We start from the raw sequence: 24,520 nt of genomic DNA on the forward strand, positions 1-24,520 counted from the left end.
GCCGCCGAAATCTAGACCAGATTGCGGCGAAGTCCGGCGATAATCGCGGCCGCGCGGGACGTTGCGAAAAGCTCATCCGTTCGCAATGCAATTTTTCGTCGCCAGTTCGGCCTCTCGCGGTCCGTGCCGGGGAGATTGACCGCGCCTGTCTCGCCCGCGAGATCGTCGATCTGAGCCATGGCGAGAAGCGCCGGCGCGCGCGCCGCGAAAGCGTGCAGCGCCCGCGCCAGAGCGTCGTCGAAGGCGGCGTCGGCCTTCGCCTCCCCGATCAGACCTTCGCCGCGCAGCGCGTCGAGCAGCGCGCGCCTGTCGGCGGCGCGGGCGTCGCGCTCGTCCGCCGCCGCCTGCGCAGACAGGAGCCCGAGCGCCGCCTTCTCGTCGATGTCGGCCCCCCGCCACCAACCCTCCAATGTCGGCAGGTCATGCGTCGAGACGCAGGCCATGGCCTTGCGCGGATAATCCTGCGGGGGAATGAAACCGGCGCCTCGTCGCTCGAACCAGACGACACGGTAACTGAGCACATTGGCCGCATCGAGCCGCTCGCGAAAACCCCAGGGCAGCGTGCCGAGATCCTCGCCGACGACGATGCAGCGCGCCCTTGCGCTCTCCAGCGCCAATTGCGCGAGCAGCGCCTCGAGCGGATAGGAGACATAGGCGCCGGCGCTCGCCTTCTCGCCCGCCGGGACGAGAAAGAGCCGCGCAAGCCCCATCACATGATCGATGCGCAGCGCGCCAGCGTGGCGCATATTGGCGCGCAGGAGCCCGGCGAAATCGGCCCCGCCGTCCGCCCGCATCCGCAGCGGATCGGGCGCGGGCAGGCCCCAGTTCTGGCCGTCGCGGCTGAAGGCGTCTGGCGGCGCGCCGATGGAAAAGCCGTCGAGCAGGCCACGTGCCCTGCTCCAGCTCTCCGCCCCGTCGGGCGCGGCGCCGACGGCGAGATCGCGGCAGAAGCCGATGGAGAGACCAGCGTCGCGCGCCGATTGCGCGGCCTGGGCGAACTGGCGGTCGGCGAGCCATTGCAGGAACTGATGAAAGCGAATGCGCGCCGCGTGTCGACGCTCGAAATCGCGCAACGCGTTGGCCTCGGCGTCGCGCAACGGCTGCGGCCAGTTCCTCCAGGCTTCTCCCTTACGCGTTTCGATGATCGCTTCAAAGCAGGAGAAGCGCGCGAGCGCCTCGCCGCCTTCCGGGACGAAGCGCGCAAAATCGGCGACAGGCGCGGCGTCGGGCCGATTGCGCGCAAGCTCCTCGAAACGCGCGAAGGCCGCCTCGAAGGCGCGCGCCTTGAGCGCGTGAACGGCGGGATAGTCGACCGCGTCGCGCTCCGATAGCGCCGCCGCCGTCGCTTCATCGAAACCGTCGCCGAAAAGATCGGCGATATCGACATAGAGCGGATCGAGAAAACGACGATCGGAGGGGTAATAGGGGCTCGCGCGTGAGCGATCATTTGCGAACAAGGCATGCAGCGGATTGATCGCGACGAGAGAAGCGCCAGCCTCGGCGCCCGATTGCGCGAGCTGCGCCATCGTCGTGAAATCGCCGACCCCCTGATCGCCGGCGCGGCGCAGGGAATAGAGCTGCGCCGAAAATCCGAAATCGCGGCGCGCGTCATCCGGCAGATAGCATTGCATCGGCGCGACGGTGAGGCGGCAAATCGTTTCGCTGTCGTCAACCCGTAGCAAATGCCGTCCGATCGGCAATGGCGGCAATTTCGCGCGCGCGCCTTCGACCATGCGGCCATCTACGCCGCGCCACGAAAAGGGCTCCAGCGATCGAAGCGCGACGCGCTCTTCTCTTCCATCTTCGCGCGTCAGAAAAAGGCGCGCCGGCGTTCGGCCATGGCGTGACGCGAGACGCAATGTCGTCGCTTCGCCGTCCCATGCGATAAGACTTTCGGGGAGCGCGCGACGATCTTGCAATTCCGCAAGGCGCGCAAGGCTCTCGCGCGCGTCATGGAGCCCTCGCGCAGGCAGTCCGAAGCTTTCGAGCAGCGCGGCGATCGTGTCTCCGGGAACGTGATGCGCGCCGCCGTCAACGTCCCGCCATTGCGTCGCAACGCCAGCGGCGTGAGCGAGGCGTGACAGCAACTCGTCGCCGGCGGCGGGCGGCGGACGGCGCTTCGCGGCTCTTTCCTCCACGAGAAGCGCAACGGAATGCGGCGCGATCGTCACATATTCCTCGATCGCGTCGCTTGTCCTTTCGCCCGAAGAATCGAAAGCGATGCGCCAGCCGAAATCTTCGCGCGGCGCTGGCGGTCTCACATCGAGCGCCACACGGCCGCGATGAAGTATGATCAATACGCGATCATTCGACACGTATAGCGGTGCGATCAATGTCTCCGCGTCATCGCGGCGCCAATCCTCCTCGCGCATCGGCGCACCGTCGGCCTTCAGCCATTCGACGTCCGGAATGAGCGATCCGTCATGCGCCTCGCCATCGAAAAAACGATCGTCGCTCAGCGCGATGTGGGATCTGCGCAGCGCGACGAGCTGCGACGTCACGTCGATCAGGGCCTGATCCCTGTTCGACCAGTCGATCCAGCTTCGCCTGTTGTCCTGCGCGTAGGCGTTGTTGTTGCCGTGCTGTGTGTGTCCCAGCTCCGCGCCCATGGCGAGCATGGGCGTCCCGCGCGAGAGAAGAAGCGTCGCGAGCAGATTGCACTGATCCCGCGCGCGGGCGGATATCACGCCCTCGTCGCCGGTCGCTCCCTCGACGCCATTGTTCCATGAACAATTGTCTTCCGTTCCGTCGCGATTGTTCTCGCCATTTGCTTCATTATGTTTGCGCTCGTAGGAGACGAGATCGCGCAGCGTGAAGCCGTCATGCGCGGTGATGAAATTGATCCCGCGCGACGGTCCGCGGCGCGCGAAGAAATCTTGCGAGCCGGCGAAACGCGTCGCAAGCTCCGCGACTCCCGCCGCATCGCCGCGCCAGAAGCGGCGGGCGCAATCGCGATAGCGATCGTTCCATTCCGCGAAAGGATGCGGGAAATTCCCCAATTGATAACCGCCGGGGCCAATGTCCCATGGCTCCGCGATGAGCTTCAGATCGCGCAGAACGGGATCCTGCAGAATTGCCGCAAGAAAGGGCGCGTCGGGATCGAAGCCGGTCCGGCGTCGCGCAAGGGTTGTCGCGAGATCGAAACGAAAACCGTCGACGCCGCCATAAGTCGCCCAGGCCCGCAGCGCGTCCATGGCGAGACGCACGACAGGCGCGCGGTCGAAAGCGAGAATATTGCCGCAGCCCGCGTCGTTCACATAATGCGCGCGATTTTCCGCGAGGCGGTAATAGGTCGCATTGTCGAGGCCGCGCAGCGACAGGGTCGGACCCAATTCGTCGCTCTCGCCCGTATGGTTGAACACGACGTCGACAATGACTTCGAACCCCGCCGCGTGAAGCGCGGAAACCGCCTCTCGCACATCGTCCCAGCCGCCCGGCGCGAGACGCGGATCGGGCGCCATCAGCGCGACGGGGTTGTAGCCCCAGTAATTCGTCAATCCGAGCGGCGGCAGATGACGCTCGTCGATCCACGCCGCGCAGGGCAATATCTCTATCGTCGTGACGCCGAGTTTCTTCAGATGCGCGATCGCCGCCTCATGCGCGAGCCCCGCGAAAGTTCCACGCAGCGGCGGCGGAATATCCGGATGCGCCGCGGTGAAACCTTTGACATGCAGCTCATAGACGATCGTGTCGCGCCATTCGTGAAACGGCCGTGCCGCCGGCGCCTGCCGCGGGCGTGTGACGACGCATTTGGGAACATGCGGCGCGCTGTCCTCATGCGCCGCCGCGCCATGCGCGAACATGGTCGGATGCAGCGCGAACCCGCCGTCGAGCGCAAGCGCGTAAGGATCGATCAGGAGTTTCGATGGATTGAAGCGATGGCCTTCGCCCGGCGCATCGGGCCCATAGGCGCGAAAGCCATAGCGGCTTCCCTCCTTCAATCCTTTTACATAACCATGAAACACATTGCCGCTGCGCGCGGGAAGTTTTATGCGCGCAGCCTCGTCGTTTCCTTCGCTGAAGAGACAAATCTCGATTGCCTCGGCATGTTCGGAACAGACCGCGACATTGGCGCCCGTCTCATCCGGCGTCACGCCGAGCGGACCGGGCGCGCCGTCGGCGACGCGGCTCACGTCGGTCTCACTGCGCCCGCGCCGCAACGGCTTCGCGATAAAGCTCTGCGTATCGTCGCGCGGGGTGGCGCCAAGACACGTCGGTCTTCATGCCGTTGATCTGCAGTTTGCGCCACGTCTCCTTGTCCCGGAACAGATGCTCGGCCCGACGCAGCGCGGCGCCGAATGCGTCGGCGACGGGCGGCGAGAACTGGAAGCCCGTCGCGACGCCCGCCTGCAGGGCCATTTCATTGGCGTCGATGATCGTGTCCTTCAGCCCGCCGACGCGCGAGACGATGGGCACGGCGCCGTAACGCAGCGCATAGAGTTGCGTCAGTCCACAAGGCTCGAAACGCGACGGGACGAGAAAAGCGTCGACGCCGGCCTGGATGAGATGGGCCATGTCCTCGCTGTAGCCGATTTCGACGGCGACCCGGCCAGGATAGGCGGCCTGCGCGGCGAGGAATCCTTCCTCGAGCGTCCTGTCGCCGGTTCCGATCAATGCGAGCTGGATATTTCGCGCCATCAGCGCAGGCAAATCGGCGAGCAGCATGTCGTGACCCTTCTGCCACGACAGGCGGCTCACGACGCCGAGCAGGAAGGCTTCGGAGTCCGCCGCGAGGCGCATGCGGCGTTGCAGCGCGACCCTGTTCTTGACGCGCGTCACGAGGCTGAAATGATCGTAACGCGATTCAATGCGCGGGTCCTTGGCCGGATTCCATTCCGCCACATCGACGCCATTGAGGATGCCGCTGACGACGTCCGCGCGGGCGCGCAGCAGACCATCGAGCCCCATGCCGAATTCGCTCGTCTCGATTTCCTGCGCATAGCTCGGCGAGACGGTGGTGATGCGGTCGGAAAGCTGCAGGCCGGCTTTCAGGAAACCGATCGCGCCGTAATATTCGACGCCGTCCAGCGTGAAGGATTGCGGCGGCAGGCGCAGCGCTTCGAGCAGCTCTTTCGAGAACTGGCCCTGAAAGGCGATATTGTGAACCGTGAGAACAGTCGCGGGACGCGGCTTTCCGCTGTAATGCAGATAGGCCGGCGCCAGCGCCGCCTGCCAGTCATGCGCGTGCAACACGTCCGGCCTGAAACCGCGCACGGCGCCTTGCGCAATCTCGGCGCCGGCCCAGCCGAGCGCTGCAAAACGAAAGGCGTTGTCGGGATAATCGGCGCCGTCCGGCCCCGCATATGGCCCGCCCTCGCGCGCATAAAGATGCGGCGCCACGAGCGCGTAAATGTCGATGTCGCCGAGCTGCGCCGCATGAATCCACGCCGGACCGCCGAAGAGATCCTCGAAGGCGTGCGCCGTGTCCCCGACGCGCAGCGCCGCCAGGACCTCCGGATAGCCGGGAATGAGCGTGCGCGTTTCGACATGTTCGGCGGCGAGCGCCGCGGGCAGGGCGCCGACGACATCGGCGAGGCCGCCGGTCTTCACGAGCGGGCTCATTTCCGAGGCGACGGCGAGGACGCGCAGCCGTGTCATGGCTGGAGCCTGTCGATCATCGGCTGCGTGATGAGGCAGACGCCCTGATCGCTGCGCCGGAAGCGTTTCGCGTCGAGTTCCGGATCTTCGCCGACGACGAGGCCCTGCGGGATCTGCACGCCGCGGTCGATGACGACATTGGTGAGCCGCGCGGAGCGGCCGACGTCGACATAGGGCAGCACCACGGCGTTCTCGACCGTCGCGTAAGAATTGACGCGCACGCCGGTGAACAGCAGGCTTCGGCGCAGCGTCGCGCCCGAGACGATGCAGCCGCCGGAAACGAGGGACGAAAGCGCCTGTCCGCGCCGCCCGACCTGGTCGTGCACGAATTTCGCAGGCGGCGTGATCTCGGCGTGCGTCCAGATCGGCCAGTTGCGATCGTAGAGATCGAGTTGCGGCACGAAATCGGTGAGGTCGATATTCGCCGCCCAATAGGCGTCGACGGTCCCCACATCGCGCCAATAGGCGTGCTGCTCGCTTTCCGAACGCACGCAGGAGCGCGAGAAGTGATGCGCGACCGCTTTCCCGTGCTTCACGATATAGGGAATAATGTCCTTGCCGAAGTCATGCGTGGAGCTCGTTTCCTCGGCGTCGCGGCGCAACTGGTCGTAGAGGAATTTCGCCTCGAAGACATAGATGCCCATGCTGACCAGCGCGCGGTCGGGATGGCCCGGCATGGCCGGCGGGTCTTTGGGTTTTTCGATGAAGGAAATGATGCGGTCGTCGTGATCGACATGCATCACGCCGAAGCCCGACGCCTCGCTGCGCGGGACTTCGAGACAGCCGATGGTGACGTCCGCGCCCTGATCCACATGCTGCTGCAGCATGGGCTCATAGTCCATCTTGTAGACGTGATCGCCCGCGAGCAGCACGATATATTTGGGATCGTAGCTTTCGACGATGTCGAGATTCTGGAACACCGCGTCGGCCGTGCCGAGGTACCAGTGGTCTTCGGACACGCGCTGGCTTGCGGGCAGAATGTCGAAACTCTCGTTTCGCTCGGTCCGCAGGAAACTCCAGCCGCGCTGCAAATGGCGAATGAGGCTGTGCGCCTTGTATTGCGTGGCGACCGCGATGCGGCGGATGCCGGAGTTAAGCGCATTGGAGAGCGCGAAGTCTATGATGCGGGACTTGCCGCCGAAATAAACAGCCGGCTTCGCGCGCCGGTCGGTCAGCTCCATCAGCCGCGAGCCGCGGCCGCCGGCGAGAACATAGGCCATGGCCTGACGCGCGAGAGGCGCATTTTCAAAGGCGGCCATCACTCGAAATCCTGTTCGATGGCGTCCGATTCGAATTTCATTCTAGACCATCGCTTTCGATTTCGAAGAACAAAGTAGCGAGCGGCGGCAGGAGAATGTCGGCGCAGGCGGGGAAGGCGCCGCAGGGCTCTTCGCGCGCGTCGACGGCCCCGAGATTGCCCATTCCCGAACCGCCATAGGCCAGCGCGTCGGAGTTCAATATCTCGCGCCAGCGGCCGGCGCGCGGCAGACACAGGCGATAGGCCCCGCGCGGCACGGGGGTGAAATTGGCGACGACGACGACGGGCCGCGACCGGTCGGCGCCGAAACGCACAAAGGCGAAGACCGAGCTTGCGGCGTCGTCGACGACGATCCACTCGAATCCCTCGCTCTCGCAATCACGGCCATGCAGCGCCTCCCGCTCACGATAGAGGCGATTGAGGTCGCGGATGAAGTCGCGCAGGCCGCGATGCGGCGCGTGGTTCAGCAAATCCCAGTCGAGCGAGCCGGCGAAATTCCATTCGCTCATCTGTCCGAATTCCTGCCCCATGAACAGGAGCTTCTTGCCGGGATGGCCCCACATGAAGCCGTAATAGGCGCGCGCGCCCGCGAAGCGGCGCCAGTCATCGCCGGGCATCTTGCCGATGATCGAGCCCTTGCCGTGCACGACTTCGTCATGTGACAGCGGCAGCACGAAATTTTCCGCAAAGGCGTAAAGCAGGCCGAAGGTCAGCTCATTGTGTCGCCATTTGCGATAGACCGGATCGGACGACATGTAGCGCAGCGTGTCGTTCATCCAGCCCATGTTCCATTTGAAGCCGAAGCCGAGACCGCCCGCGCTCGTCGGGCGCGTGACGCCCGCCCAGGCGGTCGATTCCTCGGCGATGGTCACGACGCCCGGATAAAGTCCGTAGACGCGTTCGTTGAAGCTTTGAAGAAAGCGCACGGCGTCGCGATTGTCGTTGGAGCCGTCCGGATTCGGCGCCCATTCGCCCGCCTTGCGCGAGTAATCGAGATAGAGCATGGAGGCGACGGCGTCGACGCGCAGACCGTCGATGTGGAAGCGGTCGAGCCAGTAAAGCGCGCTCGCGATGAGGAAGTTGGAGACTTCGCGACGCCCGAAATCATAGATCGCCGTGTTCCAGTCGGGATGAAAGCCGCGGCGCGGGTCGGGATGTTCATAAAGCGGCCCGCCGTCGAATTGCGCGAGCCCATGTTCGTCGGTCGGGAAATGCGCCGGCACCCAATCGAGTATGACGCTCAGGCCGGCCTGATGCGCCCGGTCGACGAAGCGGCGAAAGCCGTATGAATCGCCGTGCCGGCGCGTGGGCGCGAAAAGCCCGATCGGCTGATAGCCCCATGAGGCGTCGAGCGGATGCTCGTTGATCGGCAGCAATTCGATATGGGTGAAGCCGAGATCGGCGACGTAGGGAACGAGCTGGTCGGCCAGTTCGTCGTAGTCGAGAAAGCGTCCGCCTTCCCCGCGCCGCCATGAGGGAAGATGAACTTCATAGATCGACATGGGCGCGCGGCGCGGCTCATATTTGCTGCGTTCGCGCATATGAATCGCGTCGCCCCATTCATAGGGCGCGTTCGAGGCGACGACGGAGGCGGTGGAGGGACGCAGCTCCGCCTCGAATCCGAGCGGGTCGGCCTTCAGCGGCAGAAGGTCGCCGTTGCGGCCGATGATTTCATATTTGTATCTGGCGCCGGGGCCGACCTGCGGAATGAAAATCTCCCAGACTCCGCTGTCGACGCGCTTGCGCATCTGCGCGCGGCGCCCGTCCCACTGGTTGAAGTCGCCGACGACGGAGACGCGCCGCGCATTGGGCGCCCAGACGGCGAAATGCGCGCCCTCGACGCCTTCATGAACCATCACATGCGCGCCGAGCTTTTCGTATAGTTTTTGGTGCGCGCCCTCGACGAAGAGATGATCGTCCAGCGCTCCTAGGATGGGCGGAAAAGCGTATGGATCGTGATATGTCCATTGCGCAGCGCCATTCGACGCGCGCAGCCGATAGGGGGCGCGGGATTCGAGATTTGCGCGGCCTTCGAAGAATCCGTCCGCGTGAACGCGCTCCAGCGTCGCGACGAGATCGCCTCCGGGCGCGAGGGCCTCGACGGTTTCTGCGCCCGGCGCGAAGGCGCGAATGACGAATCCCTCCGTCGTCCGATGCAGCCCGAGCAAAGAGAAAGGGTCGCCGTGTCGCGCGGACAAAATCGCGGCGATGTCCTCTTGTGAAGCGCGCCAATCGGGCTGCGTCGCGGCTGGGCTCACGGTGTCTCGCGCGATGCGATTTCTGAAGTCTGGAGCCTAACGAAAAACGCGCGCCGTCGCCAGCGCGCGTTTCGTCTCACCCGCCCGGATCGCGCGCTCAAACCGGCACGTTCCAGATGTCTTGCGCATATTCGCGGATGGTGCGATCCGACGAGAACCACGCCACGCGAGCCGTGTTCAGGATACAGGCGCGCCGCCACGCCTTCTGGTCCCGCCAGCGGGCGTCCACCCTGCGCTGCGCGTCGCAATAGCTGTCGAAATCCTTCGAGACCAGGAAATGGTCGTAATAGGTCAGCGTGTCGACGAGCTGCGCATAGCGGTGCCTGTCGTCGGGTGAAAACGCCCCGCTCGCCACCGCCCGCAGCGCTTCCGTCAGGCGCGGGCTTGCGGCGATGGTTTCTCGGGCGTCGATGCCGTGCGTGCGGCTGTTCTCTACCTCCTGCGCGGTGAGGCCGAAGATGAAGATGTTGTCGTCGCCGACGCGCTCCCTTATCTCGACATTGGCCCCGTCGAGCGTGCCGATGGTGAGCGCGCCGTTGAGCGCAAACTTCATGTTGCCGGTGCCCGACGCCTCCATTCCCGCGGTCGAAATCTGCTCGGACAGATCGGCGGCGGGAATGATCGTCTCGGCAAGGCTGACATTGTAGTTCGGCAGGAACACGACTTTCAGCAGGCCGCGCGCCCGCGGATCGGAATTGACGACGGTCGCGACGTCATTGGCGAGCTTGATGATGAGCTTGGCCTGGTGATAGCTCGCCGCAGCCTTCCCGGCGAAAATCTTCACGCGAGGAACGAAATCGCGGGCGGGCTGCGCCTTGATGTCGTGATAGAGCGCGACCGTCTCCAGCACATTGAGCAATTGCCGCTTGTATTCGTGAATGCGCTTGATCTGCACGTCGAAGAGCGCGGAAGGATCGACTCTCACGCCGAGGTTCTGCGCGATCAGCTCCGCAAGCCGATCCTTGTTCTCGCGCTTGGCCGCGGCGAAGCGACTCTGGAAGGAAGAATCGTCCGCGAAATTTTCGAGTTCGATGAGCCTTTCGGGGTCGTCGAAGACGGCCGGTCCGATCGTCTCGGCCAGCAATCGCGACAGCGCGGGATTCGCCTCCAGCAGCCAGCGGCGGAAGGTGACGCCATTCGTCTTGTTGACGATGCGGTCGGGATAGAGGCGGTGGAAGTCGCTGAACACGGTCTCCTTGACGAGTTCGCTGTGCAGCGCCGAAACGCCGTTGATCCTGTGCGAACCCAGAAACGCCAGATGCCCCATGCGCACATGGCGGCCGTTGTGCTCGTCGATGAGCGAGACCGAGGATAGCGTCGGCGCGTCGCTGACGCCCTTCTCGCGCAACCCGTCGAGATGCATGGCGTTGATGAGATAGATGATCTGCATGTGGCGCGGCAGCAGCTTCTCCATCAGCCAGACCGGCCAGGTCTCGAGCGCTTCGGGCAGCAGCGTGTGGTTCGTGTAGGAGAAGGTCGCCTGCGTGATGCGCCACGCCTCCTTCCATTCGACGCCATGCACATCCACGAGAAGCCGCATCAGCTCGGCGACGCCGATCGCCGGATGCGTGTCGTTGAGTTGTATCGCGACCTTGTCGGCGAGTTTTGTTATGTCGCCGGTCTGCTTCATGTGGCGCCGGATGAGGTCCTGCAGCGAGGCGGAGGCGAAGAAATACTCCTGCCGCAGCCGCAGCTCCTGTCCGGCGGGCGTGGAGTCGCTCGGGTAGAGAACCTTCGAGATCGCTTCGGCGCGCACCTGCTCGGTCAGCGCGCCGACATGGTCGCCCTGATTGAAGGCGTCGAGACGCAGCGGGTCCGGCGCGCGCGCCGACCACAGACGCAGCGTGTTCACATGCCTGCCGCGCCAGCCGACGACCGGCGTGTCATAGGCGACGGCCACGATCGTTTCGCCGGGGCGCCAGACATGCGCGAGCATGCCGTCGGTGAGGCGGGCGGATTCGACATGGCCGCCGAAGCAGACGTCATAGGTGATCTCCGGGCGCGGGAACTGCCACGGATTGCCGAAGGAGAGCCAGTCCTCCGGATATTCGTGCTGCCACCCGTCCTTGATCGTCTGGCGGAAAAGGCCATGGTCGTAACGGATGCCATAGCCCATTGCGGCGATTTCCAGCGTCGCCATGCTGTCCATGAAACAGGCGGCGAGCCGGCCGAGGCCGCCATTGCCGAGGGCGGCGTCTGGCTCCAGCGCGCGAAGCCTGTCGAGATCGACGCCAAGCTCCGCCAGCGCGTCGCGCATCGGGTCCGTCAGCCCGAGATTGGTGAGCGCGTCGATCAGCAGGCGGCCGACGAGAAACTCGAGCGACAGATAATAAACGCGGCGGCGGTCCTCTTCGTAATTTCGTTTCGTCGAGGCGAGCCAGGACGACACGACACGGTCGCGCGTCGCGAGCGCCGTCGCGATGAACCAGTCCCGCGGGCTTGCCGACGCGTTGTCCTTGCCGACCGTGAAGGTGAGGCGGCGCTGCACTTCTTCTCGTAGCGCCGCGACCGTTGCGGCATAGGCGGGAGCTTTCGTGTCAATGGCGTTCAAGATGTTCTTTCTTGTCGATCTTCTTCGGCAGGCGCGCCCCGGGGCGAGCGCGCTGCGCTGCGCGCATGGCGAAAGCGCGTCTTCAGATTAGAGCATTCGCGGCGCGGGGGTAAACAGCCATCCGGCGCGCAGGCGCGCCCGCAAGCGATCAAACTTTCGGCATGGTTGCGAAATAAACGGGCGTCACTGAATCGCGTAGTCGATGGTGCGGAATTTCGCGCGCGCGTCCAGTTCGGCCTTCGCGGTTCTGGCGCGATGCGCGCCATGCCCCGCGACGACGACGCGGCGGCCGCCGAGGCCCTCGCGGCGCAGATAGCGCGCGACGGCCTGCGCCCGGCGCACCGAAAGCGCTTCGTTGTCGTCGTCGGCATGTCCGCGCACCTCGATCGTCACATCGGGGCAACGGCGAATCAGCGCCACCGCCTTGTCGAGCGCCTCCGCCGCCTGGCGCGTGATGGCGGCGCTTCCTTCACGGAACTCGACGCGATCGACGACCGCGACGGCGTCGAGCGCGCGCTGGCATTCCGCCGCGTCGAGCGCGCCGGACGGCAGGGCGGCGAGAATCGCGCGGGGGTCGCCCGGCGATTCCGCGGTGCGGGGAGAGGGCTCCGCGGGGGGCTCCTGCGTTGTCGGCGTCGAAGGAGTCGCCGGCTGGATTGCGGCCGTCGCAATGGGCGCGGCCGCCGCGATCACGCGCCGCACGCCGGGCGCCGAGGCGATCTGCGACATCAGGGCGGGGTTCTGCGCGATTGCGGCCGGAGCGGTCACGTCGCGGCCGGAAACGCCGACGCCCGACGCATCGACGTTCGCGGCCGCCGCGAGGGCCGTCACGCGGCGCTGCAACTCCGCCTGATAGGCGGGCTGCGCGAAAAGGGTCGCGCCCCACCAGATGAGGCCGGCCGGAATCAGTCCCAGCGCCCAGCCCTCATGCGCGGCGAGCGATCCGCCAGAGCCCAGGGCGCCGACCGCCGCGCCGATGAGGAAGGTCGCATAGAAGGCGAGGGCGCTTTCGAGGAAAACGCCAGCCGCGCCCTGAAGGGCGCCGAGCGCGGCGGCGACGGCGCCGGCGCAAAAGGCGAGCGCCGTCCAGATCAGCCAGCGCGCAGGCCCCCCCTTCGCGGGTCTGTATTGGACGAGCGCGCCGGTCAGCACGCCGACGGCGACGCAGACCACGAGCCAGAAGCGGAGGTGAAAAAGAAAGTCCAGCATGACGCGCCGTTCTGCCTGCGGGCGGCCGCCCGTGCGGAACTCGAAAATTGGTGCTGAGCGCCCTGGAAGGCAAGCTGGAGCGTGATCCGTCCGGGGCGCGGCATTGACAATCTGACAGGCGCGACCGAGAAGCGCAACGCCGCCGTCCACAGCGAAAGGCCGCAGACGCCGATGGACGTTCAACTCATCGTCGCCGTCAATCTGATGGCGCTCTCCGCCCTTTCCCTGCTGCTTGCGCTGCTGCAGCGCCGAAGCGAGATGGCGCCCTTCGCCATCGTCAACGCGTTGGTGATCGTCGCCGGGGCCGCAGCGCTCTACTGGCTTCCGCAATATGTCGGCGCAATCGTTGCGCTGGTCTTCACGCCCTTCGTCGCTGCGCCGGTCGCGCTGAGCGCCCTGCAGGCGCGCATGACCCGCGCGGGACGGCTCGAGGCGGCGGCGCGGCTTGCAGCGCTCGCGGCCTTGTTTCATCCGACCGCCGCCATGAGGTTTACCGCCGCCTTCGCCCACGCCGCCGCGCTTTCTGACCCGCAGGAGAAGGCGCGCGCCCTCGCCGCGCTCGCGAAGGAGGCGCCTCCGGCGCACAGATCGGCGATCGAGGCGAGGCTCCTTGCGGAGCGCGGGGAGTGGGAGAGGCTTCTCGCCCTCGCCGCAGCGGACGGGAACGAGCGGCGGCTCGCCGGCTATCGTCTGCGCGCCCTGGGAGAGACGGGGCAGGTCGAGGAGTTGATGCGCGACTACGAGCGCACGAAGGATCGCACGCCGGTCGAGCAGACCGTTTTTGGCTGGCTCTTCGTTCTCGCCTTCGGCGGCCGGCCGCGGGAGGTCGAGCGGCTCGCCGCCCAGACCCTGAGGCTCGACGCCGACACGGTCGCCTACTGGCTCGCCGTCGCGCGCGGGCAGGCGGGGGAACAGGCCACGGCGCGCGCCGAATTCGAGCGCCTCGCCGCCGGCCCTGCCGACCGGCCGGCGACGGCTGCGGCCCGCCGTCAGCTCGAAAAGGGATGGACGCCGCCCGCCAAGCTATCGCCGGCGGCGCGGAAGACGGTCGAGGAGGTCGCCGCGCGGGTGGAGACGGAATGCGCCCGTCACGCGCGGGGCTGGCGCCTGCCGCGCGTCACTTTCGCGCTCGTCGCTGTCAACGCGCTGGTCTTCGTCGCGGAAATCGCGCTCGGCGGCTCGCAGAACCTCGGGACGCTGGTGGCGCTCGGCGCGCTATGGGCGCCGCTCGTCCTGCAGCAGGGCGAGGACTGGCGCCTCCTCACCTCCGCCTTCCTGCATTTCGGCGGAATGCATTTCGCGCTGAACATGCTGATGCTGGCGCTCATCGGCCGCGACGTGGAGCATGAGATCGGCGCAATTCGCACGCTCGCGCTCTACCTCGGCGGCGCGCTCTTCTCGTCCGCCTTCGTATTGGGGCTGATGGCTTTCGGCTCCGTCGCCTATGGCCTTTACGTCGGCGCGTCGGGCGCGATCTTCGCGCTTTTCGGCGTCGTCGGCGCGCTGCGCGTCAGGGACTGGCTGCGTCATCGCGCGAGCCTCGACACCTTCCGCACGGCGGCTCTCGCCCTTGCGATCCTCGTTCAGATCGGCGCGGATTTCCTGCTGCCGATGTCGAGCCTCGCGGCTCACCTCTCGGGCTTCGGCTTCGGGCTCGTCGCCGGCTTCTTCGTGAAGCCGGGACGGGGCCGCTAAACCCGCATCGGCATCAGCACATAGAGCGCGCTTGCGCCGTCGCGGTCCTGGATCAGCGTGGGCGAGCCGGGATCGGCGAGCTTGAAGAGCGCCGTGTCGCTGTCGAGCTGCTGGGTGATGTCCAGCAGATAGCGGGCGTTGAAGCCCACGTCGAGCGGCGCGCCGTCGTAATCGGCCTCCAGCTCCTCGACCGCCGAACCCTGATCGGGATTGGTGACCGAGAGCACGAGCTTTCCTTCCGTCAGCGCCATCTTCACGGCCCGGCCGCGCTCGGAGGAGATGGTCGAGACGCGGTCGACCGCCTTGGCGAAGACGTCGCGCTCCACGGTGAGGCGCTTGTCGTTGCCGGCGGGGATGACGCGGGAGTAATCCGGGAACGTGCCGTCGATAAGTTTGGTGGTCAGCAGCGCGTCGCCGAAGGAGAAGCGCATCTTGTTGGTCGAGAGCTCGACCGAGACGTCGCCCTGCGCGTCCTCGATGAGACGCTGCACCTCCGTCACCGCCTTGCGCGGCAGGATCACGCCCGGCATGTCGGCGCAGCCCGCGGGCGCCGGCAGTTCGAGCCGCGCGAGACGATGGCCGTCGGTGGCGACGGCGCGCAGCATCAGCTGGCCGTCGACGTCCATCGCATGAATGTAGATGCCGTTTAGATAATAACGGGTCTCTTCGCTGGAGATCGCGAATTGCGTCTTCTCGATCAGCCGCTTGAGATCCGCCGGGGCGAGCTGGAAGCGATGGCTGAAATCCCCCGAGGTGACGTCCGGGAAGTCGCTTTCCGGCAGGGTCGAGAGGTTGAAGCGCGAGCGGCCCGAACGCAGGGTGAGCTGGCCCGCTTCGCCCGAGGCGTCGAGCGAGACCTGCGCGCCCTCGGGGAGCTTGCGCACGATGTCGTAGAGCGTGTGGGCGGGGAGCGTCGTCGCCCCCGGCTGGCCGACTTCGGCGGGCGCCTTCTCGGTGATTTCGAGGTCGAGGTCGGTCGCCTTCAGCGTCAGCGCGTCGTCCCGCGCGTCGATGAGGACATTGGCGAGAATGGGGATCGTGGTGCGCCGTTCGACTACACGGTGAACATGGCCGAGCGCCCGCAAAAGCGCCGCTCTCTCGATCGTGACCTTCATCGCCTGAAAACCGTTTCCGCATTTTGCGCGGCGCCGCCGCGCGGGGGCGAAAACTTTGGCCCGCCGGGCGGCAAATCGCAAGGGGCGCGGGCCGCGAGCTTGTGAACAAATCCCATTTGCCGCAGTGCGGCGAACGCTTAACCGGCCCTTAAACGGCCTTCCTTAAGTTTCAACATTCGGAATTTGGACGGTCGCCGCCGCTGATCGAGGCGCGGCCAGGGTGAAGCGTATGGCGCGTAACGACAGACGTCGGGAACCGCGGTTCGACGACAGCGACGACGACGGCGAGCTTCGCGCCGAACGGCGGCCGCCGCCGCGCGCCCGCGCCAAGAAGAAGGCGAAGGCGCGCCGGGCCTCTTCCGGCTCGCTTTTCGGCTCGTTCATCTACTGGGCCTTCACGCTGGGACTATGGGGCGCGATCGGGGGCGGGGCGCTTGCAGTCTATTATGGCTCGCAATTGCCGCCGATCGACCAGCTCGCGATTCCCAAACGCCCGCCGAACATCGCCATTCTTTCGGCCGAGGGCGAACTTCTCGCCAATCGCGGCGACACGGGCGGCGCGGCGATCCGCATCTCCGACCTGCCGCCCTATCTGCCCAAAGCCTTCATCGCCATCGAGGACCGGCGCTTCTATTCGCATTGGGGCGTCGATCCGCAGGGCATCGGCCGCGCGCTCCTGCGCAACGTCACGGGGCGGGGCGGCATGCAGGGCGGCTCCACGCTCACGCAGCAGCTTGCGAAAAACCTGTTCCTGACGCAGGAGCGCACCATCTCGCGCAAGATTCAGGAGGCGATTCTCGCGCTCTGGCTGGAGCATAAATTTTCCAAGGACCAGATCCTCGAACTCTATCTCAACCGCGTCTATTTCGGCTCCGGCGCCTATGGCGTCGAGGCGGCGTCGGAACGCTATTTCGGCCACAGCGCCAGGACCGCGACGCTGTCGGAGGCGGCGGTTCTCGCGGGTCTCATGAAGGCGCCGAGCAAGCTCGCGCCCGACCGCAATCCCCAGGGCGCGACCGAACGCGCCGCGCAGGTCGTCGCCGCCATGGCGCAGGAAGGCCATATCAGCGAGGCGATGGCGAAGACCGCGCTCGCCCATCCGGCGCGCGCGCGCCACGACACGGGCGCGGGGTCGATAAACTACGCCGCCGACTATGTCATGGACATGCTCGACGACACGATCGGCGCGATCGATCAGGACATTGTCGTCACCACGACCATCGACGAGCGGCTGCAGACCGTCGCGGAAGGCGCGCTGAAGGAGGAACTCGACAGAAAGGGCGCCAAATTCGGCGTCACGCAGGGCGCGATCGTCTCGCTCGACCCCAATGGCGCGATCCGCGCGCTCGTCGGCGGGCGCGACTATTCGGAGAGTCAGTTCAACCGCGCGGTCTCGGCGAAACGCCAGCCGGGCTCGGCCTTCAAGCCCTTCGTCTATCTCGCCGGCCTCGAACACGGGCTGACGCCGGATACCGTGCGCGAGGACGGGCCCCTGAACGTGAAGGGCTGGCAGCCGGAGAATTACAGCCACGAATATTTCGGCCCCGTCACGCTCACCCGGGCGCTGTCGCTCTCACTCAATACGGTCGCCGTGCGCGTGGGGCTCGAAGTCGGGGCAAAGACGGTCGTGAAGACGGCGCATCGGCTGGGCATACAGTCGGAGTTGCAACCCAACGCCTCCATCGCGCTCGGCACGTCGGAGGTGACGCCGCTCGAACTCGTCGCCGCCTATGCGCCTTTCGCCAACGGCGGCATAGGCGTGCAGCCGCATATCATCACGAAGGTGAAGACGGCGGCCGGCAAGACGCTCTACCAGCGCAAGGCCGCCTCCTTCGGCCGGGTCATCGAGCCGCAATATGTGGCGATGATGAACACGATGATGCAGGAGACGCTCCTCACCGGCACGGCGCGCAAGGCGGAGTTGCCGGGCTGGCAGGCGGCGGGCAAGACCGGCACCAGCCAGGATTTCCGCGACGCGTGGTTCGTCGGCTACACGAGCCGGCTCGTGACCGGCGTGTGGCTCGGCAATGACGACAATTCGCCGACAAAGAAAGCCTCGGGCGGCAATCTGCCGGTCGAGATCTGGAGCCGCTATATGACGATCGCCCACAAGGGCGTTCCCGTCGCCGGGCTGGCGTCGGGCGCGTGGCGTCCGGAAACGGCGGCGGCAGTCGACGAGGTCGTCGCCAAGCCGCTCGACGATCTCATCGGAATATTCACGGGCGCGGCTCGCCAGCCGGCGCCGCCGCGGGAATCGCGCGCCGCGCGTCCGGCGCCCGCCGCCGAGCGCCCGAGGGACGAGAAGCCCCCGGCGCAGACCGCTCCCGAGACCGACGAGACCGCGACGATCCCGCCGCCGCCGCCTCCCCGTCCGCGCGCCGCACGGCCGCAGGCGATCGACGATCTGCTGCCGCCCGAGGACATTCCCGGCGCCGCCCCGGCCCCTGCCCGCCCCCATCGCGGAGAGCGCGCGCCGTCGCCTCCCTCGGTGGAGGAAGACGAGCGAAATTTCGTCGAGAAGCTTTTCGGCGGCGGCTGAGTTTCAGTCCGGCTGGATGACGATCTGCGGCATCTCGTCGTTCTCCGGCCGGTCGAGCCCGTCTTCCTCGGCGAGTTCGACGCCCGCGAGGCAGATGTCGTCGCCGTCCACCACCACCTCGATCTTCTCCAGCGCCGCGCCGGCGCAGGGGCCGTCGTGGCAATGGCCGGTGGCGATGTCGAAAAGCGCGCCATGCTTTCCGCAGACGATGGCGCGATGACCCTGGTCGAGAAACTGGCCCGGCTGGAAGTCGAGCCGTGTCCACTGATGCGGGCAGCGGTTGAGATAGGCGTGGTAGTTCCTGCCCTGGCGGACGATCACGACCGGGAAGGGGACAGTGCTGTCGCCGTCGCGGCGCGCAAGAACGAATCCGACAGCGCCGCGCTTGGCGACGTCATTGACATGACAGACGGCGAAGATTTCGGTCGTGGACATGGCGGCTCCATCGCGGGGCGCGCGCGGCGCCCCTCGCAATGGAAGCAAGATCCCTGCCTTAATGCAGGCTCACCATCTGAAGATCGTTCTCCCGCGCATTGCCGATCGCTGCGTCGGCCGAGTCGGCGAGCAGAATGGGCGCGCCATCCGCGCCGATCAGCGCGAAGATCGTCAGGCCGGGCGCGATTTCCGGCGCCTGCGGATAAAGACGATTGATGTCTTCCGAGCGCATCGGCCGCACATAGGCGATCATGCCGTCGCCGAGGTGGGCGAACTGCTCCGGCGTCAGCGCTGGCGCCTTGGCTTCAAAAGTGTTTTTCGCGTCCATGACATCCCTCCTGAGGCGTTCAACTCGACCCGCCTGCCGTGCGCCTCCCCTCGGGAGCGCGCCGTCTGAAAGATTAGATGTGCATGTTTCGTGGAATTTGAAGGGGCTCGCCGTTACAGGGCAAGGGCGAGCCGCGCCGGGTCCTCCAGCGTTTCCTTCACCCGCACAAGGAAGGTCACCGCCTCCTTGCCGTCGACGATGCGATGGTCGTAGGAGAGCGCGAGATACATCATCGGACGGATTTCGATCTTGCCGTCCACGGCGACCGGCCGCTCCTGGATCTTGTGCATGCCGAGTATGCCCGACTGCGGGGCGTTGAGGATCGGCGTCGACATGAGGGAGCCGTAGACGCCGCCGTTCGATATGGTGAAGGTGCCGCCCTGCAGGTCGGCGATGTCGAGCGCGCCGTCGCGCGCCTTCTTGCCGAGCGCGGCGATGGCCTTTTCGATCTCGGCGATCGACATGCGGTCGGCGTCGCGCACCACCGGCACCACGAGGCCTTTGTCCGTGCCGACCGCTACGCCGACATGGCAGAAATGCTTGTAGACGATGTCGGTTCCGTCGATCTCCGCGTTGACGGCGGGAATTTCCTCCAGCGCCCCGCAGCAGGCCTTCACGAAGAAGCCCATAAAGCCGAGCTTCACGCCGTGCTTCTTCTCGAAAAGATCCTTGTAGCGCGCGCGCAGCGCGATCAGCGCGGACATGTCGACCTCGTTGAAGGTCGTGAGCATGGCCGCGGTGTTCTGCGCCTCCTTCAGCCGGCGCGCGATGGTCTGGCGCAGGCGCGTCATCTTCACGCGTTCTTCGCGCGCGCCGTCCTCCTGCGGAACGGGCGCCCGCGGGGCGGGCGGCGGCGGCTCGACGCGGGCCTCGACAGGCGCAGGGGCGGGCGCGGGAGCAGCCGGGGCGCGGGCGGCGAACTCCAGCACGTCGGACTTCAGCGCCTGTCCGCGCTTGCCGCTGCCCGTCACCTGCGAAAGGTCGATGCCCTGCTCGGCGGCGATCTTGGCCGCGGCGGGGGAGGGCGGCATGGCGGTCAAGGGCGCCGCGGCCGCCGGCGGCGCAGCCGGTTTTGGCGCGGGCGCCTCCGCGACGGGCGCAGCGGCCGCGACGCCTTCGGCGATCTGTCCGAGCAGCGCGCCCGGCGTGACGGTCTCGCCCTCCTTCGCGACGATTTCAGCCAGAACGCCCGTAGCGGGCGCGTTGACTTCCAGCGTCACCTTGTCCGTTTCGAGTTCGGCGAGGGTTTCGTCCGCCCGCACCGCCTCGCCGGCCTTCTTGAACCAGCGGCCGACAGTGGCCTCGCTCACCGATTCGCCCAGCGTCGGAACGCGAATATCAGTCATTGGCGTCTCATTTCGTCGAATGGAGGCCGCGGCCCGGGCCGCGACGGAGAATGGCGGTCAGACGGCGAAGGCGTCTTCGAGGAAGGCCTTCAGCTGCGCGAGATGTTTCGACATCGTGCCCGCGGCGGTGGAGGCCGAGGCGGGGCGGCCGACATAGCGCGCGCGTTTCGCCTTGCCGCCGACCTGCGTCAGCACCCATTCGAGATAGGGCTCGACGAAGAACCAGGCGCCCATGTTCTTGGGCTCCTCCTGACACCAGACGACGTCGGCGGTCCTGAAACGCGCCAAAGCGGTGACGAGGCCCTTGAGCGGGAAGGGATAAAGCTGCTCGACGCGCAGCAGATAGACGTCGTCGATCCCGCGTTTCTCGCGCTCTTCCAGAAGGTCGTAATAGACCTTGCCGGAGCACAGGATCACGCGGCGGATGTTCTCGTCCCCTTGCAACGCCGGCTTTTCCGTCGGCGCGGTCTCGGCGTCGTCGAGAAGAAGGCGCTGGAAGCTCGACGCCATGCCCATCTCGCCGAGCCGCGAGACGCAGCGCTTGTGGCGCAGCAGCGATTTCGGCGACATCAGCACGAGCGGCTTGCGCACGCTGCGATGCAGCTGGCGCCGCAGGACGTGGAAATAGTTCGCCGGCGTCGAGCAGTTCGCGACCTGCATGTTGTCTTCAGCGCACAGCTGCAGGAAGCGCTCGAGGCGGGCGGAGGAGTGCTCCGGCCCCTGTCCCTCATAGCCATGCGGCAGCAGGCAGACGAGGCCGGACATGCGCAGCCATTTGCGTTCGCCGGCGGAGAGGAACTGGTCGAAGACGACCTGCGCGCCATTGGCGAAATCGCCGAACTGCGCCTCCCACAGCACCAGCGTGTCGGGCTCGGCGAGCGAATAGCCATACTCGAAACCTAGCACCGCCTCTTCCGAGAGCATCGAATTGATGACCTCGAAACGGCCCTGTCCCTGCGAAATATGATCGAAAGGAACGTAACGCGCTTCCGTGTCCTGATCGATCAGCACGCTATGGCGCTGCGAGAAGGTGCCGCGTTCGCAATCCTGGCCGGACAGGCGCACGCCATGCCCTTCCTTGAGCAGCGTGCCGAAGGCCAGCGCCTCGGCGGTCGCCCAGTCGATCGCGAGACCTTCCTCGATCGCGTTCCTGCGATTGTCGAGGAAACGCTGGATCGTGCGGTGGAGGTGAAAATCCGGCGGCGTCGTGGTGAGCTTCGCGCCGATCTCGCGCAGCGTCTCCAGCGGCGCGCCTGTCTTGCCGCGGCGCTCGTCCTCGGAAACCTGATAGCCGGGCTTCATGCCCGACCAGCGGCCGTCCAGCCAGTCGGCCTTGTTCGGCTTGTAGGTCTGGCCGGCCTCGAACTCCTGCTCGAGACGGGAGCGCCAGTCCTCTTTCATTTTGTCGACGTCGGCGCGGGTTACCTGACCCTCCGCGATCAGCTTCTCGCCATAAAGATCGAGCGTCGTCTTGTGCGCGCGGATCTTTTTATACATCAGCGGCTGGGTAAAGCCCGGCTCGTCGCCCTCATTGTGGCCGAAGCGGCGGTAGCACCACATGTCGATGACGACAGGCTTCTGGAACTGCTGGCGGAATTCGGTCGCAACGCGGGCCGCGAAAACCACTGCTTCGGGATCGTCGCCGTTAACATGGAGGATCGGCGCCTCGACCATCTTCGCGACATCCGACGGATAGGGCGAGGAGCGCGAATAGCGCGGATAGGTGGTGAAGCCGATCTGGTTGTTGATGATGAAATGCAGCGAGCCGCCGGTGCGATGCCCCTTGAGCCCCGAGAGGCCGAAGCATTCCGCCACCACGCCCTGGCCCGCGAAGGCCGCGTCGCCATGGATCAGCAGCGGCAGAACCGCGCGGCGGTCGCCGCCATGCTGGTCCTGCTTGGCGCGGACCTTTCCGAGAACGACCGGGTCCACGATCTCCAGATGCGACGGATTGGCGGTGAGCGAGAGATGCACCTTGTTGTTGTCGAACTCGCGGTCCGAGGAGGCGCCGAGGTGATATTTCACGTCGCCCGAGCCTTCCACCTCGTCGGGCAGAAAGGAGCCGCCCTTGAACTCGTGGAAGAGGGCGCGATGGGGCTTGCCCATAACCTGACAGAGCACGTTCAGGCGGCCGCGATGGGCCATGCCGAGCACGATCTCCTGAACGCCGAGCGCGCCGCCGCGCTTGATGATCTGCTCCAGCGCCGGGACGATGGATTCGCCGCCGTCGAGGCCGAAGCGCTTGGTGCCCGTGTATTTGACGTCGAGGAATTTCTCGAAGCCTTCGGCCTCGACGAGCTTGTTGAGGATCGCGCGCTTGCCCTCGCGGGTGAAGACGATCTCCTTCTTGGGGCCCTCGATGCGCGCCTGCAGCCAGGCCTTCTCCTCGGGATTGGAGATGTGCATGAATTCGAAGCCGATCGAGCCGCAATAGGTGCGGCGAAGGATCGTCACCATCTCGAAGACGCTGGCGTATTGCAGGCCGAGCACGCCGTCGATGAAGATCTTGCGGTCGTAGTCCTCGTCCTTGAAGCCATAGGTCTCGGGATGCAGCTCGCCATGGTCGTGGCGCTGCTCGAGGCCGAGCGGATCGAGATTGGCGTGGAGATGGCCGCGCATGCGATAGGCGCGGATCATCATCAGCGCGCGCACCGAATCGCGCGTGGCGCGGACCACGTCTTCCGAAGTTGCCGCGGTCGGCGCGGCGATCGGCGCTTTCGCGCCCGGGGCGGGCGCGGGATAGTCGGCGGTGAGCGCGCTCACCCAGTCGCCGTTGGCGGCGGGCGGCCAGTCGCGCCGCGCCCATGACGGGCCCTCGCCGGCGCCATCGGGCCGGCGGGTTACGCCCATCTCGGAGAAGAACTTGCGCCAGTCGGCGCTTACCGAGGCGGGATCGGCCTCATAGGCCGAAAGCAATGCCTCGATATAGGCTGCGTTTGCGCCCTGGAGGAAAGAAGTGTTTGCGAAAGAGTCGTTTTGAGCAGTTCGGGTGACGACGGGGGCCGCAGGCCCCGCGCCGCCATTGGTTTCAAGACGCGCCATTTTCTCGCTTCTCTTAAAGCCGCCGACAGCGCGTTCGCCGGGAAAAAGCCCGCCGCCGGAAGCTCGTTGGAGCGCCGCCGCCAATCACGGCGCCGCCCTTCGGATTCAAATTCGTCGAGGCGGGAGAGAAGGCGCCCCAGCGCCTAGCCCTTCAGCACCTCGACCAGCGTTTTGCCGAGCCGCGCGGGAGAAGGGGAAACCCTGATCCCCGCCGACTCCATCGCCGCGATCTTGCTTTCGGCGTCGCCTTTGCCGCCGGAAATGATCGCGCCCGCGTGACCCATGCGACGCCCGGGAGGCGCCGTGCGGCCGGCGATGAAGCCCACCATGGGCTTCTTGCGGCCGCGCTTTGCTTCATCTTTCAAGAATTGGGCCGCTTCCTCCTCGGCCGAGCCGCCGATCTCGCCAATCATGATGATGGATTTGGTCGCCTCGTCGGCCAAAAACAACTCCAGCACCTCGATAAAATCCGTGCCCTTGACCGGATCGCCGCCGATGCCGACGGCGCTGGTCTGACCCAGACCTTCGCGGGTCGTCTGGAACACCGCCTCATAGGTCAGCGTGCCGGAGCGCGAAACGACGCCCACCGAGCCGCGCGAGAAGATGTTGCCCGGCATGATGCCGATCTTGCTTTCGCCAGCCGTGACGACGCCCGGGCAGTTCGGGCCGATGAGGCGCGATTTGGAGCCGCAGAGCGCGCGCTTGACGCGGATCATGTCCTGCACCGGAACGCCCTCGGTGATGCAGACGATCAGCGGGATCTCGGCTTCGATGGCCTCGCAGATGGCGTCGGCCGCGCCCGGCGGCGGCACATAGACGACGGAGGCGTCGGCGCCGGTCTTTTCGCGGGCCTCGGCGACCGTGTCGAAGACGGGGAGATCGAGATGGGTGGAGCCGCCTTTGCCCGGGGACACGCCGCCGACCATCTTGGTGCCGTAGTCCATCGCCTGCACGGAATGGAAAGTAGCGGTCTTGCCAGTGAAACCCTGGGTGATGACTTTGGTGTTCTTGTCGATCAGCACGGACATGAAGCGAAATCCTAAGGAAACGGCGGCGGCGGAAAAGCGACGAGGCCCTCGCCGAAGCGGCGTTCAGGCGTCATCGCGGCGATTATTCGCGCGCGGCCAAATTATTTAGAAGAGCGCC

14 protein-coding genes are annotated in these 24,520 nt (G+C 66.2%); 2 read left to right on the top strand and 12 right to left on the bottom strand.

The window, feature by feature from the left end; genetic code table 11:
- Window positions 1–11: 11 nt before the first annotated feature.
- From glgX to MET49242_RS23505, 6 genes are all read right to left on the bottom strand, one after another.
- Complete coding sequence (gene glgX / locus MET49242_RS17410; protein ID WP_036288565.1) at window positions 12–4,133, bottom strand: glycogen debranching protein GlgX; 4,122 nt, start codon at window positions 4,131–4,133, stop codon at window positions 12–14.
- 7 nt (window positions 4,134–4,140) lie between these two features.
- Window positions 4,141–5,598, bottom strand: coding sequence for a glycogen synthase GlgA (gene glgA, locus MET49242_RS17415; RefSeq protein ID WP_036284814.1), 1,458 nt, complete (start codon window positions 5,596–5,598; stop codon window positions 4,141–4,143).
- Window positions 5,595–6,857, bottom strand: a complete 1,263-nt coding sequence (gene glgC / locus MET49242_RS17420; protein WP_036284817.1) for a glucose-1-phosphate adenylyltransferase — start codon at window positions 6,855–6,857, stop codon at window positions 5,595–5,597. Before glgC ends, glgA begins: the two co-directional genes overlap by 4 nt.
- Before the next feature lie 37 nt (window positions 6,858–6,894).
- The gene (gene glgB, locus MET49242_RS17425) at window positions 6,895–9,114 is read right to left on the bottom strand and encodes a 1,4-alpha-glucan branching protein GlgB (RefSeq protein ID WP_036284820.1); all 2,220 of its coding nucleotides are present in this window, start codon (window positions 9,112–9,114) and stop codon (window positions 6,895–6,897) included.
- Between the two features lie 97 nt (window positions 9,115–9,211).
- Window positions 9,212–11,668, bottom strand: coding sequence for a glycogen/starch/alpha-glucan phosphorylase (locus MET49242_RS17430; RefSeq protein WP_036284824.1), 2,457 nt, complete (start codon window positions 11,666–11,668; stop codon window positions 9,212–9,214).
- 180 nt (window positions 11,669–11,848) lie between these two features.
- Entirely contained in the window at window positions 11,849–12,874 is a 1,026-nt protein-coding gene (locus MET49242_RS23505) for an OmpA family protein (RefSeq protein WP_051134282.1), read from the bottom strand.
- An 81-nt stretch (window positions 12,875–12,955) separates the two neighbouring features.
- On the opposite strand from MET49242_RS23505, the gene MET49242_RS23510 reads away from it, so the two are divergent.
- Complete coding sequence (locus MET49242_RS23510; protein WP_051134283.1) at window positions 12,956–14,569, top strand: rhomboid family intramembrane serine protease; 1,614 nt, start codon at window positions 12,956–12,958, stop codon at window positions 14,567–14,569.
- Here the strand turns inward: MET49242_RS23510 and dnaN are convergent.
- The gene (gene dnaN / locus MET49242_RS17450) at window positions 14,566–15,684 is read right to left on the bottom strand and encodes a DNA polymerase III subunit beta (RefSeq protein WP_036288576.1); all 1,119 of its coding nucleotides are present in this window, start codon (window positions 15,682–15,684) and stop codon (window positions 14,566–14,568) included. The two genes, MET49242_RS23510 and dnaN, sit on opposite strands and share 4 nt — an antisense overlap.
- A gap of 229 nt (window positions 15,685–15,913) precedes the next feature.
- Between dnaN and MET49242_RS17455 the strand changes: the two genes are divergently transcribed.
- Window positions 15,914–18,223 carry a transglycosylase domain-containing protein gene (locus tag MET49242_RS17455; RefSeq protein WP_036284826.1) on the top strand — a complete coding sequence of 770 codons (2,310 nt, stop codon included), beginning with the start codon at window positions 15,914–15,916 and terminating at the stop codon, window positions 18,221–18,223.
- Window positions 18,224–18,226: 3 nt separating this feature from the next.
- Here the strand turns inward: MET49242_RS17455 and MET49242_RS17460 are convergent, their stop codons facing one another.
- From MET49242_RS17460 to sucD, 5 genes are all read right to left on the bottom strand, one after another.
- Complete coding sequence (locus tag MET49242_RS17460) at window positions 18,227–18,658, bottom strand: Rieske 2Fe-2S domain-containing protein (RefSeq protein WP_036284829.1); 432 nt, start codon at window positions 18,656–18,658, stop codon at window positions 18,227–18,229.
- Window positions 18,659–18,716: 58 nt separating this feature from the next.
- Window positions 18,717–18,986 (bottom strand): DUF1150 domain-containing protein, encoded by a 270-nt coding sequence (locus MET49242_RS17465; protein ID WP_051134284.1) that lies wholly within the window; start codon window positions 18,984–18,986, stop codon window positions 18,717–18,719.
- A 113-nt stretch (window positions 18,987–19,099) separates the two neighbouring features.
- Window positions 19,100–20,332 carry a 2-oxoglutarate dehydrogenase complex dihydrolipoyllysine-residue succinyltransferase gene (odhB, locus tag MET49242_RS17470; RefSeq protein ID WP_036284832.1) on the bottom strand — a complete coding sequence of 411 codons (1,233 nt, stop codon included), beginning with the start codon at window positions 20,330–20,332 and terminating at the stop codon, window positions 19,100–19,102.
- Window positions 20,333–20,389: 57 nt separating this feature from the next.
- Entirely contained in the window at window positions 20,390–23,374 is a 2,985-nt protein-coding gene (locus MET49242_RS17475; RefSeq protein WP_036288582.1) for a 2-oxoglutarate dehydrogenase E1 component, read from the bottom strand.
- Window positions 23,375–23,517: 143 nt separating this feature from the next.
- The gene (gene sucD, locus MET49242_RS17480; RefSeq protein WP_036284836.1) at window positions 23,518–24,402 is read right to left on the bottom strand and encodes a succinate--CoA ligase subunit alpha; all 885 of its coding nucleotides are present in this window, start codon (window positions 24,400–24,402) and stop codon (window positions 23,518–23,520) included.
- Window positions 24,403–24,520 lie beyond the last annotated feature (118 nt).

The organism is Methylocystis sp. ATCC 49242, assembly GCF_000188155.2.
Classification (GTDB): domain Bacteria; phylum Pseudomonadota; class Alphaproteobacteria; order Rhizobiales; family Beijerinckiaceae; genus Methylocystis.

Coding starts and splice junctions, on each gene's coding strand:
- glgA (WP_036284814.1), bottom strand. CDS start 5,598: ATGACACGGCTGCGCGTCCTCGCCGTCGCCTCGGAAATGAGCCCGCTC.
- glgC (WP_036284817.1), bottom strand. CDS start 6,857: ATGGCCGCCTTTGAAAATGCGCCTCTCGCGCGTCAGGCCATGGCCTAT.
- MET49242_RS23505 (WP_051134282.1), bottom strand. CDS start 12,874: ATGCTGGACTTTCTTTTTCACCTCCGCTTCTGGCTCGTGGTCTGCGTC.
- dnaN (WP_036288576.1), bottom strand. CDS start 15,684: ATGAAGGTCACGATCGAGAGAGCGGCGCTTTTGCGGGCGCTCGGCCAT.
- MET49242_RS17455 (WP_036284826.1), top strand. CDS start 15,914: ATGGCGCGTAACGACAGACGTCGGGAACCGCGGTTCGACGACAGCGAC.
- MET49242_RS17460 (WP_036284829.1), bottom strand. CDS start 18,658: ATGTCCACGACCGAAATCTTCGCCGTCTGTCATGTCAATGACGTCGCC.
- MET49242_RS17465 (WP_051134284.1), bottom strand. CDS start 18,986: ATGGACGCGAAAAACACTTTTGAAGCCAAGGCGCCAGCGCTGACGCCG.
- odhB (WP_036284832.1), bottom strand. CDS start 20,332: ATGACTGATATTCGCGTTCCGACGCTGGGCGAATCGGTGAGCGAGGCC.
- MET49242_RS17475 (WP_036288582.1), bottom strand. CDS start 23,374: ATGGCGCGTCTTGAAACCAATGGCGGCGCGGGGCCTGCGGCCCCCGTC.
- sucD (WP_036284836.1), bottom strand. CDS start 24,402: ATGTCCGTGCTGATCGACAAGAACACCAAAGTCATCACCCAGGGTTTC.